The 13,303-nt window shown below is 51.6% G+C and carries 12 protein-coding genes; 7 read left to right on the top strand and 5 right to left on the bottom strand.

Annotation, left to right across the window (positions count from 1 at the left end; genetic code table 11):
* Nucleotides 1-20: 20 nt before the first annotated feature.
* The 5 genes from ABDW13_RS00150 to ABDW13_RS00130 form a co-directional block, all read right to left on the bottom strand.
* Nucleotides 21-1,487, bottom strand: a complete 1,467-nt coding sequence (locus tag ABDW13_RS00150) for an aspartate aminotransferase family protein (RefSeq protein ID WP_343550344.1) — start codon at nucleotides 1,485-1,487, stop codon at nucleotides 21-23.
* 12 nt (nucleotides 1,488-1,499) lie between these two features.
* Nucleotides 1,500-2,885, bottom strand: coding sequence for a diaminobutyrate--2-oxoglutarate transaminase (locus tag ABDW13_RS00145; protein ID WP_343550343.1), 1,386 nt, complete (start codon nucleotides 2,883-2,885; stop codon nucleotides 1,500-1,502).
* Nucleotides 2,886-3,265: 380 nt separating this feature from the next.
* Nucleotides 3,266-4,066 carry a prepilin peptidase gene (locus ABDW13_RS00140; RefSeq protein ID WP_343550645.1) on the bottom strand — a complete coding sequence of 267 codons (801 nt, stop codon included), beginning with the start codon at nucleotides 4,064-4,066 and terminating at the stop codon, nucleotides 3,266-3,268.
* A 272-nt stretch (nucleotides 4,067-4,338) separates the two neighbouring features.
* Complete coding sequence (locus tag ABDW13_RS00135; protein ID WP_343550342.1) at nucleotides 4,339-4,791, bottom strand: hypothetical protein; 453 nt, start codon at nucleotides 4,789-4,791, stop codon at nucleotides 4,339-4,341.
* 409 nt (nucleotides 4,792-5,200) lie between these two features.
* Nucleotides 5,201-5,410, bottom strand: a complete 210-nt coding sequence (locus ABDW13_RS00130) for a hypothetical protein (RefSeq protein ID WP_343550341.1) — start codon at nucleotides 5,408-5,410, stop codon at nucleotides 5,201-5,203.
* A gap of 519 nt (nucleotides 5,411-5,929) precedes the next feature.
* Between ABDW13_RS00130 and arnB the strand changes: the two genes are divergently transcribed.
* From arnB to arnF, 7 genes are read left to right on the top strand one after another with little or no spacing between them, the layout of a single operon-like run.
* Nucleotides 5,930-7,066, top strand: a complete 1,137-nt coding sequence (arnB, locus tag ABDW13_RS00125) for a UDP-4-amino-4-deoxy-L-arabinose aminotransferase (protein ID WP_343550340.1) — start codon at nucleotides 5,930-5,932, stop codon at nucleotides 7,064-7,066.
* Between the two features lies 1 nt (nucleotide 7,067).
* Nucleotides 7,068-8,054, top strand: a complete 987-nt coding sequence (gene arnC, locus ABDW13_RS00120) for an undecaprenyl-phosphate 4-deoxy-4-formamido-L-arabinose transferase (RefSeq protein WP_343550339.1) — start codon at nucleotides 7,068-7,070, stop codon at nucleotides 8,052-8,054.
* The gene (arnA, locus tag ABDW13_RS00115) at nucleotides 8,051-10,030 is read left to right on the top strand and encodes a bifunctional UDP-4-amino-4-deoxy-L-arabinose formyltransferase/UDP-glucuronic acid oxidase ArnA (protein WP_343550338.1); all 1,980 of its coding nucleotides are present in this window, start codon (nucleotides 8,051-8,053) and stop codon (nucleotides 10,028-10,030) included. Before arnC ends, arnA begins: the two co-directional genes overlap by 4 nt.
* Entirely contained in the window at nucleotides 10,027-10,911 is an 885-nt protein-coding gene (gene arnD, locus ABDW13_RS00110; RefSeq protein ID WP_343550337.1) for a 4-deoxy-4-formamido-L-arabinose-phosphoundecaprenol deformylase, read from the top strand. Before arnA ends, arnD begins: the two co-directional genes overlap by 4 nt.
* Before the next feature lie 19 nt (nucleotides 10,912-10,930).
* Nucleotides 10,931-12,592: a lipid IV(A) 4-amino-4-deoxy-L-arabinosyltransferase gene (arnT, locus tag ABDW13_RS00105; RefSeq protein ID WP_343550336.1), complete on the top strand. Its 1,662-nt coding sequence runs from the start codon at nucleotides 10,931-10,933 to the stop codon at nucleotides 12,590-12,592.
* A complete protein-coding gene (gene arnE / locus ABDW13_RS00100; RefSeq protein ID WP_343550335.1) occupies nucleotides 12,589-12,921 on the top strand; it encodes a 4-amino-4-deoxy-L-arabinose-phosphoundecaprenol flippase subunit ArnE in 333 nt (110 codons plus the stop codon). The genes arnT and arnE overlap by 4 nt, the downstream gene beginning before the upstream one ends.
* On the top strand, nucleotides 12,918-13,286 hold the full coding sequence (gene arnF / locus ABDW13_RS00095) for a 4-amino-4-deoxy-L-arabinose-phosphoundecaprenol flippase subunit ArnF (protein WP_343550334.1): 369 nt from the start codon (nucleotides 12,918-12,920) through the stop codon (nucleotides 13,284-13,286). Before arnE ends, arnF begins: the two co-directional genes overlap by 4 nt.
* The last annotated feature ends 17 nt before the right edge of the window (nucleotides 13,287-13,303 follow it).

The following is a 13,303-nucleotide window of genomic DNA, read 5'->3' as shown; positions in this document are numbered from 1 at the left end:
CTTTTTAGCCGTTCGCAGTATTAAGCGTTCAGCAGCTGATTGGCAGTTTTCTCAACCAGCGCCAGCAAGACTTTAACGTCTTCCAGCGTAACGGTTGGGTTCAGCAAGGTCAGCTTCAGGCAAGTAACGCCTTGGTTCTCGGTCACACCGACGTTGGCGCGACCCGAATCCAGCAGAGCATCGCCGATACGCTGGTTGAACAGGGCAATCTGCGCGGTATCGGTCAGTTGCTCTGGACGATAGCGGAACAGCACGCTAGCCAGTTGTGGCTGCATCACCAGTTCCAGACGCGGTTCAGAGGTGACAAATTTCGCCACTTCTTGTGCCAGCGTTACGCCGTGATCGATGATCGCAGCGTACTGTTTCTGACCCAGCGCTTCCAGACCCATCCACAGTTTCAGCGCATCGAAACGACGCGTGGTTTGCAGTGATTTGGAAACCAGATTCGGCACGCCTGCTTCTTCGTCAAACTCAGAGTTGAGGTAAGCCGCTTGATAGCGCATCAGCTCATAGTGACGTTCGTCTTTCAGCAAGAACGCGCCACAGCTGATGGTCTGGAAATACTGTTTGTGGAAGTCCAGGGTTACTGAATCCACCAGCTCCAGGCCGTCAAGGTAATCGCGATACTTCTCAGACAGCAACAACGCGCCGCCCCAGGCTGCATCAACGTGCACCCAGATGTTGTGCTGAGCCGCGATACCAGCGATTTCACGCAGCGGATCGATAGCACCCGCATCGGTGGTGCCGGCGGTTGCTACGATCGCCAGAATCTGTTCGCCGTTGGCTTCGGCCTGCGCCAGTTTGGCTCTCAGGTCGTTCACATCCATACGGGCAAATTCGTCAGACTTGACCTGCACCACAGACTGATAGCCGTGGCCCAGCAGCGCCATGTTCTTCTGCACGGAGAAGTGCGCATTCTCAGAACACAGCACTTTGATCTTACGCAGATCGCCAGTGATACCGTGCTGCTGCACCGAGTGACCTTGACGCTGATAGAACGCATCGCGCGCCAGCATCAGGCCCATCAGGTTACTTTGCGTACCGCCGCTGGTGAACACACCTGCGTCGCCCGCTGGATAGCCCACTTGCGCACGCAGCCATTCGATCAATTTGATCTCAATGATGGTGGCGGAAGGGCTTTGATCCCACGAATCCATGCTCTGGTTGGTGGCGTTAATCAGCACTTCTGCCGCCTGGCTTACCACCAGGCTAGGACAGTGCAGATGCGCAACACATTGTGGGTGATGCACTGAAAGACTGTCTTTCAGGAAATATTCAATCGCGCGTTCAATCGCGGCCTGGTTACCCAGGCCGTTTGGATTGAAGTCGAGCGTGATACGCTCGCGCAGTTCGGCAACCGTTTTGCCTTGATACATCTCAGGCTGTTGCAGCCACTGCACAACCGCGGCGCTGCTTTGGGCAATCGCCTGCTGGTACGCCTCAATGCTCTGTGCAGAGGCGGCCAGAATCGGGTTTACTTCAGACATTTACTTTTCCAATCAAACAGGTTTGACGCCAGCGCCAATCAGCGCCTGCTCAAATTTATCCAGGAAAATCGCCAACTCATCGTTGGTGATCAGCAGTGAAGGCAGCAGACGCAATACTGCGCCATGACGGCCACCGCGCTCCAGAATCAGACCTGCTTCGAAGCACTTCTTCTGCAACAGCGCAGAGAGTTCACCGTCAGCCGGGAAGCTGCCCATGTGATCAGCTGCTTCGTTTGGTTTAACGATCTCAATACCGATCATCATACCCAGACCGCGAATGTGGCCGATAACCGGGAAGCGCTTCTGCATCGCAGCCAGTTGCTCTTTTAGCCATTCGCCCTGTGCCGCTACCTTGCCAGCAATATCCTGCTCTTTCAGGATCTTCAGCGTGGTCAGGCCGGTAGCCATTGCCAACTGGTTGCCACGGAAGGTGCCGGTGTGGTGGCCTGGAGACCAAACGTCGAACTGCTTTTTGATACCCAGAACCGCCAGTGGCAGACCGCCGCCCACGGCTTTAGACATCACGATGATGTCTGGCTCAATGCCAGCATGTTCGAAGGCGAAGAATTTGCCGGTACGGGCAAAGCCAGCCTGAACTTCGTCGAGGATCAGCAGAATGCCGTGTTCCTGAGTCACTTTACGGATGCGTTGCAGCCACTCAGCCGGAGCTGGGTTCACGCCGCCTTCACCTTGAACTGCTTCAAGGATCACAGCCGCAGGTTTGCGCACGCCGCTTTCAACGTCGTTGATCAGGTTATCGAAGTAGTAAGTCAGCGCTTTCACGCCCGCTTCACCACCGATACCCAGTGGGCAACGGTACTGATGTGGGTAAGGCATGAACTGTACTTCTGGCATCATGCCATCAACCGCTTCTTTTGGTGCCAGGTTGCCGGTCACGGACAGTGCGCCGTGCGTCATACCGTGGTAACCGCCTGAGAAGCTGATCACGCCGCTACGGCCAGTGGCTTTCTTAGCCAGTTTCAGTGCCGCTTCAACGGCATCGGCACCAGAAGGGCCGGTGAACTGCAAGCAGTAATCTTTACCCTGGCCTGGCAGCAGCGAGAGCAGAGATTCTGAGAACTGATCTTTCAGTGGTGTCGTCAGATCAAGAGTATGTAACGGCAAGCCGCTGGTAATGACATTTTGAATGCTCTGGAGAACATCAGGATGGTTATGACCTAGTGCCAGCGTCCCTGCGCCAGCCAGACAGTCAAGATATTGTTTGTTCTCAACATCTGTGATCCACACGCCGTGGGCTTTAGCGATCGCTAAAGGCAATTTACGCGGGTAACTCCTGACGTTTGATTCAAACTCAGCCTGACGGGCTAAGAATGCGTCGTTGTTTCCGTTAAATGTATTGGCACCAAAACTATCAATACGGACTTTATCCGTCATCATATCTCTCCTTCAACCGGGGCTCGTATGGCTCGCCAATTGACTAATTGAACAAAAAAGAAACAGCTGTGAAAAAACGCCGCCAATATAAAGCCTTTTGACGTACATCACAATGATTAATTTTGTTTAGAATTATTTACCGCTTAGCTTTAAGAATCAGGGATTTGCTGAAGAATTCGGCGCTTAGATTATTTCGCCAGCAGCATGCCGAAATGAATAGAACCTCTTTTTTTCATCTATGACAGAAAAATGGCAGCTTTTCAGCTGCCATTGCGGTTTCGTTAGGACCTAAAAATCAGCGATTAATGCTGATGGCCGCCACCGACTTTGGTGCATACATCCTGCAAGTTAGAGCCAATAGCGGGTTAAAAGAGTGGTAGCAGCTAAAGCCTTGTTGCAGTCCCTTCAGCGAACTGCATCAGTTTAGGGATAAATGTCATAACACCCGCAAAAGCCAGCATCGGGCCAAAAGGCAGAGGATGTTTTATTGAACGATGGAAAAATGCATAACGCAGCAAAACATAAACAATGCCGCTGGTTGCCGCAATCAACAATACCCTCGGCAATGCTTGCCAACCTAACCAAGCACCAAGTGCCGCGAGGAGTTTGGCATCTCCTAGTCCCAAACCCGCAATGCCTTTCCAGCTGCGATAAACTGTGGCTATTAGCCATAGCAAAAGATATCCGGCTACTGCGCCCAATACCGCATTGCTCAATGTTCCGGGAATCACAGAAAAAGTGTGGCATAGCAAACCTAGCCACAGTAATGAAAGCGTTAAAATATCGGGTAAAAGTTGATGTTGAATGTCGATGAGCACTAACGGCAGTAACATCCAACACAGCAGCAATGCTGCGACTAAGGTTAAATTCCATGGCAACAATCCAGCCAGCACTAAGCTAAGCATCAATGTAGCCAACTCTGTAATCGGGTAGCGCACACTGATTGGACTCTTACAGTGACGACAGCGCCCACGTAATGCTAGCCAACTGATCAACGGGACGTTATCGCGTAGAAGAATCTTCGATTGGCAGTTTGGACAGCGCGAACGCGGCGAAATAAGAGTTAAATCTTGATTTGGATAAAGGAGCATCTGTGGCAGGCGATAGATCACCACATTGAGGAAACTACCGACTGCAAGTGCAACCAGACTCGCTAAAGCCACCAATAGAACTTCATTCAACATCCAAGAGCCTAACAAACAGCTCATCGTTCCCTGATCCATTTCAATTGCCTTCCTTTAATGCAAGCTCGTTAAGCGAGATGTGGAGCCAGAGACGTTAATCGTTATTGATGTATTGCACTAGCTGGTGCTGTGGTTACAGCCTAATTTCATGCAGTTTTACGAGGTGTATCGCAGGGAAGAGATATTAAGACAATAAAACGTGTGACATAGGTATAAAGCCAGTAGTTCATATACTGGCTTTGAGACGAGCATGAGAGTGCAACGAGCTGTCTTTAGAAAATTGACCTGGCAAAGGTAATTAATTTTGGGAGCAACTTGCGGTTTTCTGCGGGGGAAGGGTTAGCGTTAGAATGCGCATTGCAATTGTTTAGGTTTATAAGTAAAGGTTCATTTATTTTTAGGCCATAATAAGGAATGGTGACAATTAAGTTTTGTGGCAAGCCGTTACGCTGTAATAATGCACGAAACTGAAAGACTAATTGGTGGTAATTATTATCACGAATGCGGTCATATTCATCATTCCATACTACTTTTATAATATCTTGCTTGCATGTGATGTTGTTTAATAGGCAAATCATTAACCTTTTTTGCGTTTCACTTAAGCTGATACTGATATTAATGCCAGTAAAATGCAGGCGATTATAGCGACAGTCAAGAGAGAAGACGTTATTAAAGTCTTGCTTTTCAATATTGACTAAAGCAATGATTTGTTCACTGGTGATCATGTATCCTCCTCAAGTTGCTACCGGTCATTTAACCAAGCCATAAACATTAGTGCGCCACTGCTTATCCTCTTGGGTTTAGGCAGTGAGTTGCCTCAGCGAGAACCTGAGGACTAATGATATAGACTGGTGCTAATAACGGTTAACAGCATAGGGAGAAAATATGGTTTTGAGTGTCTTGTTAACATTGTAATTCCGTAATAAAAATGGCTGGACGAAAAACCACCCAGCCCAATAAAGCCAATTTGGCAAAAATTAAGGAGCATAAAAACAGCATTTCAAATTTAATGTAAAGTATGAGCGGTACAATCACTATGAGAGCACTCTCGAATTTTTTAGGATGAAGTTTGGATGGGTTCTAAAACTAACATGCAGGGAGTCTAAGGCAGCTTAAATAAAACAGCCGTAATAATTACGACTGCTGCTTAAACATTTGGATTGCTTCCTGCACGTTGCTGGTAGCGAGTGACATCACGCGATCGTTGTTGAGGAACACATCGTATTGACCCGCATTATAGCGAAACACATACAAATCGCCGCGAAAGCGCAACCCTTTAGTCTTCACGCCAATATGGTGTCGACGCAGTGCCGCTTGAGCTAGCCGGTCATTATTGGTGCGCATAATTTTCTCCTCCTCGATCATCAGCCAATAGCCCGACTCAAAGTAGGGTTTGAAGCTTAACTTAACCTTAAGAAGAGTATAGGTAAAGCGCTAAAGTCTTGTTAAATTTTCTCTTTTCTCACTGATCTTAGTGGGAATTCATCCCTGCAAACACCGTCGCTTACTTCATAACCAGCGCGATCATCATGATGCAACATTGATGGCCATTAATCGCTAGCTGCTAATCGGCATTTTTCCTCTACCAATCTTCAACAACCAGGAAAAAAGCCAGAATTCGCTTACTTCATTTAATGTTGCGTTAAGTTTTCCAACGTATTTTTGTTCACAGATAAACAAAAAAGTACTGCTTATGGTTTTATGTACTACGGTTTAAATTAGCACTTTGTGCTATAACCAAGATGTTAGTTTAACTTGCGGTTAATCAGTTGGTTACGGATGGCTAATGATGCGCGTGAAAGCCTGATGTAGAGGTTGATCTAATCACAAGCAATTTGCGGACCTAAAAGTTAAGGTAGGGTTATGAATTTCCTTCCATTCTCGCGCCCGTCATTGGGTGAGGAAGAGTTAGCAGCAGTAAAAGCGGTGTTTGAATCTGGCTGGATCACCACCGGCCCCAAATGTGCCGAATTAGAACAGGCTTTCTGTACTCTCACCGGCAATCAACATGCAATCGCAGTCAGCTCCGCTACCGCAGGGATGCATGTCACACTGCTCGCGTTGGGCATTCAGCCTGGCGATGAAGTGATTACGCCTTCTCTAACCTGGGTTTCCACCATCAATATCATCACGCTGCTTGGCGCAACCCCGGTGATGATCGATATTGACCGCGACACATTAATGGTCACGCCTGAAGCGATCGAAGCCGCCATTACGCCGCGTACCCGCGCGATTATTCCGGTGCATTATGCCGGTGCGCCAGCGGACATCGCCGCGATGCGTGCCATTGGAGCACGTCATGGCATTCCGGTGATTGAAGACGCCGCTCACGCTACGGGTTGTTATTACGATGGACAACACGTTGGCAATCAGGGCACCGCCATCTTCTCGTTCCACGCCATTAAAAACATGACCTGCGCCGAAGGTGGCCTAATTGTCACTGATGATGCGGAATTGGCCGATCGCATGCGCAGCCTGAAATTCCACGGCTTAGGCGTAGATGCCTATGATCGTCAAACGCATGGTCGCAAGCCGCAGGCAGAAGTGATCATGCCGGGCTTCAAATACAACTTACCTGATATCAGCGCGGCGATTGCGCTGGTGCAGTTGGGCAAACTGCCGGCGATTAATGCGCGCCGCGCTGAGATTGCACAACGTTATTTGACTGAATTGGCCGACACGCCATTCCTGCCGCTGGCGCAGCCCGCCTGGGCACATCAGCACGCATGGCATCTGTTCATTATTCGCGTGGATGAAGCGAAATGTGGCATCAGCCGCGATGCATTGATGGAAGCCTTGAAAGCACAAGACATCGGCACCGGCCTGCATTTCCGCGCCGCACACACCCACAAATATTACCGCGAACGTTATCCCGACCTTTCATTACCTAACACGGAATGGAATAGCGATCGCATTTGCTCAATACCTTTGTTCCCTGATATGAGCGACGACGACGTAACACGCGTGATTAGCGCTTTGCGTCAAATCGCTGGAGTTTGAGATGCTGGAAGAAAAAGCCATTCGTAAAGTCTCCGTGGTTATCCCGGTGTACAACGAACAGGAAAGTTTGCCCGAGTTAGTGCGTCGTACTGATGCCGCTTGTGCTCAAGTCGGTTTGGACTACGAAATTCTGCTGGTCGATGATGGCAGCAGCGATCGATCAGGCGAAATGATCGCCGACGCCGCGGATATGCCTGGCAGCCATGTGGTTGGCGTGTTGCTCAACCGCAATTATGGCCAGCACTCGGCGATCATGGCGGGATTTAGCCATGTGACGGGTGACTTGATCATCACACTGGATGCCGATCTGCAAAACCCCCCGGAAGAGATTCCAAATCTGGTGAACGCAGCGCTGCAAGGTTACGACGTCGTCGGTACCGTGCGTCAGAACCGCCAGGACAGTTGGTTCCGCCGCCGCGCGTCACGCACCATCAACGGTTTGATCCAGCGCGTTACCGGCAAAGCGATGGGCGATTATGGCTGCATGTTGCGCGCTTACCGTCGTCACATTGTTGATGCGATGCTGAATTGTCATGAACGCAGCACCTTTATTCCCATCCTCGCCAACACCTTTGCGCGCCGCACCATTGAGCTGCCGGTGAAACACGCCGAGCGCGAGTTTGGCGATTCGAAATACAGCTTTATGAAGTTGATTAACCTGATGTACGACCTGGTGACATGCTTAACCACCACGCCGCTGCGCCTGCTGAGTATTGTCGGCAGTTTGATTGCGCTGGCCGGTTTCGCCTTCTCATTGATTCTGATTGTGCTGCGTCTGTTCCTTGGTGCCAGTTGGGCCGGCGACGGCGTGTTCATGCTGTTTGCCGTGCTGTTCATTTTTGTCGGCGCGCAGTTTATCGGCATGGGCTTACTTGGCGAATACATCGGACGCATCTACAACGACGTGCGCGCACGTCCGCGTTACTTCATTCAACGTGTTATTAATTCTCAGCAAAATGCCGCTTCGGTACAGGAAATTGAACAATGAAAACTATCGTCTTTGGCTATGCCGAAATGGGCTGTGCGGGGATCTCTGCACTTCTGAATGCTGGCTTTGAAATCAGCGCCATTTTCACTCACGCCGATACCTCGCCGGAAAGCCACGCTTTTCCATCCGTTGCGCGCCTGGCGGCAGAGCATGGCATTCCGGTGTATGCGCCGGAAGATGTGAACCACCCGCTGTGGGTTGATCGCATTAAAGCTATGGCACCGGACATGATTTTCTCCTTCTATTACCGTGCATTGTTGAGCGAGGACATCCTCAATGCCGCGCGTGTTGGCGCGTTTAATCTGCACGGCTCGCTGCTGCCAAAATATCGTGGTCGCGCACCGCTGAATTGGGTGCTAGTGAACGGTGAAAAAGAGACCGGCGTAACCCTGCACCGCATGGTGAAACGCGCTGATGCCGGCGATATCATCGAGCAAAAACGTGTCGCGATTGATGATCAAGACAACGCGTTGACGCTGCATAACAAGCTGGTAATTTGCGCTACGCAAGTGCTGGAATCTGCTTTGCCAGCGCTGAAGCGTGGTGAGATTGTGGCAACGCCGCAAAATCACAGCGAAGCGACTGTGGTGGGTCGCCGTACCGCTGCCGATGGCCGTATCCAGTGGGAACACTCCGCGCAGCAGGTTAACAACCTGGTACGTGCGGTCAGTGAACCGTGGCCGGGCGCGTTTGCTTTCGTTGGTACCGTGAAATTCACCGTGTGGAAAGGGCGTGTACATGCTGATGCGCCAGCGGCAAAACCGGGTACCGTGCTCTCTGTTGAACCGTTCCTGGTTGCCTGCGGCGAAGGTGCGCTGGAAATCGTCACCGGCCAAACGGACAACGGCGTTTATATGAACGGCAGTCAGTTGGCACAAAGCCTCGGTGTGGTGAAAGGCGCGTTGCTGTATTCGCAGCCGGTTGCTGCGATCAAACGTCGCACGCGCGTGCTGATCCTCGGCGTTAACGGCTTTATCGGTAACCACTTAACCGAGCGTTTGTTGCAGGATGACAATTTCGAAGTTTACGGTTTGGATATCGGTTCTGATGCCATCAGTCGTTTCCTCGATCGTCCTCACTTCCACTTTGTTGAAGGTGATATCAGCATTCACTCCGAGTGGATCGAATATCACATTAAGAAGTGCGATGTGGTGCTGCCGCTGGTGGCGATTGCAACGCCAATCGAGTATACGCGTAATCCGCTGCGCGTCTTCGAACTCGATTTTGAAGAGAATCTCAAAATCATTCGTGACTGCGTGAAATACAAAAAACGCATCATCTTCCCATCCACGTCTGAAGTGTATGGCATGTGCACCGACCAACATTTCGACGAAGATCATTCCAACCTGGTGGTTGGCCCGATTAACAAACAGCGCTGGATCTACTCGGTTTCCAAACAACTGTTGGATCGTGTGATTTGGGCTTACGGCGAGAAAGAAGGCCTGCGCTTCACATTGTTCCGTCCGTTTAACTGGATGGGGCCGCGCCTCGACAACCTCAACGCCGCACGCATCGGCAGCTCACGCGCGATCACCCAGTTGATCCTTAACCTGGTGGAAGGATCGCCGATCAAACTGATCGATGGCGGTGCGCAGAAACGTTGCTTCACCGACATCCGCGACGGCATTGAAGCGCTGTTCCGCATTATCGAGAACAAGCACAACAACTGCGACGGCCAGATCGTCAACATTGGTAACCCGGAAAACGAAGCCAGCATCAAAGAGTTGGCTGAACGTCTGCTGGCGAGCTTTGAGCGTCACCCGCTGCGCAGCAATTTCCCACCGTTTGCCGGTTTCCGTGAAGTGGAAAGCAGCAGCTATTACGGTAAAGGTTATCAGGACGTAGAACACCGCAAACCGTCGATCAAAAACGCGCGCCGTCTGCTGGATTGGACGCCAACCGTTGAGATGGATACCACCATTGATAACACGCTGGACTTCTTCCTGCGCACCGTCGAGTTGCAGGATAAGCCATGAAAAAAGTAGGTTTGCGCGTTGATGTCGATACCTGGCGCGGCACCCAAAAAGGGGTTCCCGCCTTGTTAGAGCAGTTCAGTTTGCATCAGCTTCAAGCCAGTTTTTTCTTCAGCGTTGGTCCAGACAACATGGGACGCCACTTGTGGCGTCTTCTCAAGCCTAAATTCTTGTGGAAAATGCTGCGTTCGCGCGCGGCATCGCTGTACGGCTGGGATATTTTGTTGGCAGGCACCGCATGGCCGGGACGTGACATTGGTCGCGGCCTTGAGGAAATTATCAGCGCCACCGCCGATCATCACGAAGTGGGTTTGCATGCATGGGATCACTTTGCATGGCAAACCTGGGCTGGCGTGTGGTCACAAGAGAAGCTGTTAGAGCAGATTGGTCGTGGCAAAAAAGCGCTGGAAACGATTATTGGTGACAATGTCACATGTTCCGCAGTAGCCGGTTGGCGTGCTGATGGTCGTGTGTTAGCCGCGAAGCAGACGTTTGGTTTCCACTACAACAGCGATTGTCGCGGCAGCGGGCCGTTTCTGCCGCGCATGGCAGATGGCACTCTTGGCACGGTGCAGATTCCTGTCACGTTGCCAACCTGGGACGAGGTGGTCGGCCAATCTGTCAGCGCCGAGGGTTTTAATGATTTCATCCTCGAGCAAATGCTGGCGGCGCAAGGTTCACCGGTTTACACCATTCATGCCGAGGTCGAAGGGATTGTTGGCTTGAAAGCGTTTGCCGATCTGCTGGTGCGAGCTGAACAAAATGGTATTCGTTTCTGCCCGTTAAGCGAATTACTGCCGGACGATCTCAGTACCTTGCCGGAAGGCAAAGTGGTGCGCGGGCATATTCCCGGACGTGAAGGTTGGCTGGGCTGCCAGGGATAATTTTTTTAGGACTGTTTAAATGCGTATAGGCACCAAAACCGCGTGGCTGATTGCACTCTTTGCACTTTACTACCTGATCCCGATTGAATTCCGCGCCTTATGGCAACCGGACGAAACCCGTTATGCCGAAATCAGCCGTGAAATGCTGGTCAGCGGCAATTGGGTAGTGCCGCATTTCTTCGATTTGCGCTACTTCGAAAAACCAATTGCCGGCTATTGGGTTAATAACATCGGCCAGTTGCTGTTCGGCCATACCAACTTCGGTGTGCGCGCCGGTTCGATATTCAGCACCAGCTTTAGTGCACTGCTGATTTATTGGCTGGGTAAACAGATGTTTGCCAGCTGTAAAATCGCGCTGACCGGCAGCATCATCTTCCTGACGTCGCTGTTGGTTTATGGCGTCGGCACTTATGCGGTGCTCGATCCGATTCTGCTGCTGTGGCTGGTCTCAGCGATGTGCAGCTTCTGGTTGGCGGCGCAGGCCAGCACCACGCAGCAGCGTTTGTGTGGCTATCTGTTGCTCGGTGCCGCCTGTGCGATGGGCTTTATGACCAAAGGTTTCCTCGCCTTAGCGGTACCGGTGTTAGCGATTGTGCCGTGGATGATTTGGCAACGCCGCTTCATGGAACTGCTGCGCTGGGGACCGCTGACCATTGTGGTTGCCACGCTGCTCAGCACGCCGTGGGCGTTGGCGATTAACCAACAAGAAGCCAATTTCTGGCACTACTTCTTCTGGGTTGAGCACATTCAGCGTTTTGCCGAGTCGGATGCGCAACACAAAGCGCCGTTCTGGTACTACATTCCGGTGCTGCTGGCCGGTTGTTTACCGTGGCTGGCATTGCTACCCGGTTCGCTGGCTGGCGCATGGCGTCAGCGCTCGCAGCATGCAGGAGCAGCGTATTTGTTGAGTTGGGTCATCTTGCCGCTGCTGTTTTTCAGCATCGCCAAAGGCAAGCTGCCAACCTATATCTTGCCGTGCTTCGCACCGCTGGCGTTGCTGATGGCGCATTACGCGCACAGCGGCTCAGCGCAGGTCATCAAAGCGTTGAAAGTGAATGGCTGGATCAACCTGATCTTTGGCGCTATCACCGCGTTGGTGGTGTTAGTGGTAATTGCGCCGTGGGGCGTATCACATCGTCCGGTGTATACCAGCGATGAAATGGTGGGTGTGCTGTGTGGTGCGCTGGCGTTCATTGGCTGGGGCGTGATGGGTTGGATGAGCCGCAAGCCGGAAAACGGACGCTGGCAACTGGCGGCATTATGTCCGCTGGCGTTGGCGTTGCTGGTTGGGTTCGCCATTCCGAACAAAGTGCGCGACTCCAAGCAGCCGCAGAGCTTTGTTAGCGCGGTGCATGATCAACTGGCACAAAGTCGTTTCCTGCTGGCAGACAATCCTGGCGTGGCGTCGGCGGTTGCCTGGGAATTGAAGCGCAGTGATATCAATTTCTATGATGCCAAAGGTGAGTTGCAATACGGCTTGAGTTATCCGGATGCGCAATCGCACTATATAGATGCTGATGCGTTTGCCGATTGGCTGCAAGTGCACCGTCGTCAGGGCAAAGTCGCGTTGATCATGATGCTGAACTCAGACGAAAAAACGCCAGATGTACGCTTGCCGGAACCCGATGATGTTTATCGTCAGGGCCGACTGGTGTACTACGGTTACGATGCGAAGCCATGAATTTATTGCTGATTTTATTGGTTAGCATCCTGAGCTGCGCCGCGCAGTTGTGTCAGAAACAGGCGGCGTATCTCGGCACTCGACACGGCAAAAAAACGCTTATCCTGTTGCTGGCGTTGAGTATTTTGCTGCTCGGCGTGGGGATGTTGTTGTGGCTGGCGGTATTGCGTGTGGTGCCGGTCAGCATTGCTTATCCGATGCTCAGTCTTAACTTCGTGTTGGTGGCGATTGCGGCAAAATTGATTTGGCGTGAAACCTATAGCTTGCAGCAATGGATCGGTACGCTGGTGATTGTCGCAGGCGTGGCGCTAATGGGAAGTCATCTATGAAAGGGCTACTGTTAGCGCTGTGCAGCGTGCTGCTGGTGTCGCTGGCGCAATTGGTGTTGCGCATGGCGATGCAGGATTTTCCGCCATTGCTTGAAGTGTTGCTGTTGCAGCATCTCTCCACGTTGTTGATGCTGGCGGTTGGGCTCGGGGCTTACGCGTTGTCGATGTTGTGCTGGATGCTGGCGCTGCGCCACATGCCGCTCAATCGACTTTATCCGTTATTAAGTTTGAGTTATGTGCTGGTGTGGCTGGCCGCGATTTCATTGCCAGAGTTAGGCGAGACGTTCCGCTGGAGCAGTTTCGCCGGGGTGGTGTTGATTGTGATTGGTTTGTTGCTGGTTTCGCTGCCGAAGCGGTCATCTTGAATGACGTTAATAAGATT

This window comes from Pantoea sp., from assembly GCF_039594315.1.
Lineage (GTDB): Bacteria > Pseudomonadota > Gammaproteobacteria > Enterobacterales > Enterobacteriaceae > Pantoea.
The sequence above is the reverse complement of the archived record's forward strand: the minus strand, read 5'-3'. Positions and strand labels throughout refer to the sequence as shown.

Excerpts from the sequence above, each read along its gene's own strand:
- ABDW13_RS00150 (WP_343550344.1), bottom strand. The coding sequence starts at position 1,487 with ATGTCTGAAGTAAACCCGATTCTGGCCGCCTCTGCACAGAGCATTGAG.
- arnE (WP_343550335.1), top strand. The coding sequence starts at position 12,589 with ATGAATTTATTGCTGATTTTATTGGTTAGCATCCTGAGCTGCGCCGCG.
- ABDW13_RS00130 (WP_343550341.1), bottom strand. The coding sequence starts at position 5,410 with ATGCGCACCAATAATGACCGGCTAGCTCAAGCGGCACTGCGTCGACAC.
- arnB (WP_343550340.1), top strand. The coding sequence starts at position 5,930 with ATGAATTTCCTTCCATTCTCGCGCCCGTCATTGGGTGAGGAAGAGTTA.
- ABDW13_RS00135 (WP_343550342.1), bottom strand. The coding sequence starts at position 4,791 with ATGATCACCAGTGAACAAATCATTGCTTTAGTCAATATTGAAAAGCAA.
- arnD (WP_343550337.1), top strand. The coding sequence starts at position 10,027 with ATGAAAAAAGTAGGTTTGCGCGTTGATGTCGATACCTGGCGCGGCACC.
- arnA (WP_343550338.1), top strand. The coding sequence starts at position 8,051 with ATGAAAACTATCGTCTTTGGCTATGCCGAAATGGGCTGTGCGGGGATC.
- arnF (WP_343550334.1), top strand. The coding sequence starts at position 12,918 with ATGAAAGGGCTACTGTTAGCGCTGTGCAGCGTGCTGCTGGTGTCGCTG.
- ABDW13_RS00145 (WP_343550343.1), bottom strand. The coding sequence starts at position 2,885 with ATGATGACGGATAAAGTCCGTATTGATAGTTTTGGTGCCAATACATTT.
- arnT (WP_343550336.1), top strand. The coding sequence starts at position 10,931 with ATGCGTATAGGCACCAAAACCGCGTGGCTGATTGCACTCTTTGCACTT.
- ABDW13_RS00140 (WP_343550645.1), bottom strand. The coding sequence starts at position 4,066 with ATGTTGAATGAAGTTCTATTGGTGGCTTTAGCGAGTCTGGTTGCACTT.
- arnC (WP_343550339.1), top strand. The coding sequence starts at position 7,068 with ATGCTGGAAGAAAAAGCCATTCGTAAAGTCTCCGTGGTTATCCCGGTG.